General features: G+C 70.5%; 3 protein-coding genes. All 3 read left to right on the forward strand.

What is annotated here, in order from left to right; genetic code table 11:
* On the forward strand, positions 1-557 hold a 557-nt coding region (locus tag AC27IO_RS22475; protein WP_498740858.1), incomplete at its 5' end, for an MBL fold metallo-hydrolase.
* Positions 550-1,371 carry an RNA pseudouridine synthase gene (locus AC27IO_RS22480; RefSeq protein ID WP_284413923.1) on the forward strand — a complete coding sequence of 274 codons (822 nt, stop codon included), beginning with the start codon at positions 550-552 and terminating at the stop codon, positions 1,369-1,371. The genes AC27IO_RS22475 and AC27IO_RS22480, both read left to right, overlap by 8 nt.
* Positions 1,372-1,530: 159 nt before the next feature.
* A complete protein-coding gene (locus AC27IO_RS22485; RefSeq protein ID WP_498740860.1) occupies positions 1,531-2,763 on the forward strand; it encodes a YjgN family protein in 1,233 nt (410 codons plus the stop codon).
* Positions 2,764-2,807: the final 44 nt, after the last annotated feature.

Raw genomic sequence — 2,807 nt, forward strand, 5'->3', positions numbered from 1 at the left:
CCACCGCGCGCGCGGCCAGCCACTTCGTGCCCGAGCGCGCACTGGCGCAGGGCGAGCGGCTCGTGCTGGCCGGCCCGTCGCCCGAGGGCGAAGTCACGCACACGCTGGAGGTGGTGCACACCCCCGGCCACGCGGCCAACCACCTGTGCCTGCTGCTGGTCGAAGACGGCCTGCTTTTCAGCGGCGACCACATCCTGAACGGCAGCACCACGGTGGTGGACCCGCCGGACGGCAACATGGCCGACTACCTCGACTCGCTCGACCGGCTCGATGCGCTGTGCGAGCGGCACGGCGTGCAGTTCATCCTGCCCGCGCACGGCTACGTGCTGGGCGATGCGCGCGGCGCCATCGCCGGCCTCAAGGCCCACCGCCTGGCGCGCGAGGCCAAGGTGCTGGCCGCGATGCGGGCCTTTCCCGATGGCAGCCCGGACGACTGGGTGCGCCACGCCTACGGCGATGTGCCCGAGCGCATGTGGCCGGTGGCCCGGCGCTCGCTGCTGGCCCATGTCGAGCGCATCCGCGCACTGAACCTTTCCCTGGAGCCCGGCCATGTCTGATCCCAACCGCGAACACATCCGCCTCGCCAAGCGCGTGGCCGAACAACTGGGCTGCTCGCGCAGCACGGCCGAGCAATACATCGAGGGCGGCTGGGTCCGCGTGGACGGCCGCGTGGTCGAGGCGCCCGGCGCCCGCGTCTCGCCGCACCAGGCGGTGGCCATGGACCAGGATGCCAACCTGATGGAGCTGACCCCGGTGACCCTGCTGCTGCACAAGCCCGTGGGCTACGAAGCGGGACTGGGCGGCCCGGGCACACCGCAGGGCCCGGTCGGCGCGGCGCCGGCAGGCCCAGGCCGCCATGGAAGCCACGGCAGCCGCAGCCAGGGGGAGCCCTCGGCGCTCACCCTGCTCGGCGCGGCCTCGCACGCGGCCGACGACGCCAGCGGCACGCGCGTGCTGCAGCGGCACTTCCGTGCGCTCGAATGCTTCACCCCGCTGCCCACGCCCGCAAGCGGCCTGGTCGTCTACACGCAGGATGCGCGCATCGCCCGCAAGCTGGCCGAGGACATCGAATCGCTGGAGCAGGAATGCATCGTCGAGGTGCAGGGCACGCTGTCCGACAGCGGCCTGAAAAAGCTCTGCCACGGCCTGAGCTTCAACGGCCGACCGCTGCCGCCCATCAAGGTGAGCTGGCAGAACGAGACGCGCCTGCGCTTTGCGCTCAAGGGCATCCGCCCCGGGCAGATCCCGGCCATGTGCGAGGCCGTGGGCCTGTCGGTCGTGGCCATCAAGCGCATCCGCCTGGGCCGCGTGCCGCTGGCCAAGGTGCCCGAGGGCCAGTGGCGCTACCTGCAGCCGTGGGAAAAGTTCTGATGCCGGCGGGCGCCCCGCCGCGCGCGGCGCCACCGCAAACGCTACAAAATCAGTAGCTGCCACCGCAAGTTGGTATTGCGCTACAGGCCGATGGACAGGCCACCGATGCCCCAGGGGCTGCGCTACACTCCGCGGCACCGAGGAGAGCAGCCCATGGACATGACCCCACCACCCGCAGACAGGGTGTCTTCCACCTTCACATCGCACGGCATCGAACCGCATGCCTTGGTCTTCACCGGCAGCGGGGGCGAGTACTTCCGGGTGTGGATCGTGAACGTGCTGCTGGGCATCCTCACGCTCGGCCTGTACACGCCCTGGGCCCGCCGGCGCACCGCGCAGTACTTCTACGGCCATACCCTGGTGGCCGGCAGCCCCCTCGAATTCACCGCGCAGCAGCGCCGCATGGTCTTCGGCTTCGTCGTGCTGCTGGGCCTCACCGCCGCCTACCAGATCGCCGTGCGCACGGGGCAGGACGCCACCGTGGGCCTGTTCCTGATCGGCGGCGCCCTCCTCGCCCCGCTGATCTGGGGCAGCGCCATGCGCTTTCGCCTGGCCAACACGCGCTGGAAGGGGCTGCGTCTGCAGTTCAACGCCAACTGGCGCGAGGTCTACCAGGCCAGCTGGCCGGTGTTCGCCATCGCCCTGGTGGGCCTGGCGGTGTTCTTCGGTCTGCAGGCCCTGGCGCCCGAGGCGCAGTTGCCGGCCGGCGGGCGCAACCTGCCGAAGGTGACGGGGCCCATGTGGGGCCTGCTGGCCGTGGGCCTGGTGCTCATCGTGCTGTGCTTCATCCGCCTCGAATACAACTACCGCAGCCTGCTCGTGCTGCGCTCGCAGATCGGCGCCGAGCCCGGCCGCTGGAAGCCGGAGTACGTGGACTTCGTCAAGGTCTGGGTCGCCACCGTGCTGGTGTTCCTCCTGTCGTCGGCCGTGCTGGGCGCCGTCATCGCCGCGGCGCTGAAGGGCTCGTGGGCGCTGCTGGCCAACTCCACGCAGCGCATGGGGATGTGGCTGTTCGTGTTCATCGTGCTGGGCTTCATCCTGTTCTTCGTGGTGTTCCTGCTCGCATCGGCCCCCGCGCGCGCCTTCCGCGAAGCGCGCATGTTCCAGCTCATGTGGAACAACATCGGCGTGAGCCACATGGCCCGCTTCAAGTGCGACCTGCGCGCGGGCCGCTACGTGGGGCTGCGGCTCAAGAACATCCTGCTCACCGTCGTCACGCTCGGGTTCTACCGCCCGTTCGCCCGCGTGAGCGAATACCGCATGAAGCTCGAATCGGTCACCCTGCACATCAAGGGCGGCGTGGACCAGGTGGCCGGGCAGCTCGTGCGCCAGCAGCAGGGCGGCGTGGGCGATGCGCTGGCCGACGCGGCCGGCCTCGACCTGATCGGCTGACGCTTCGCCGTTGCCGCACCGCGACCGCATGGCCGACCCTTCCC

It is taken from the genome of Acidovorax sp. KNOB132, from assembly GCF_057541515.1.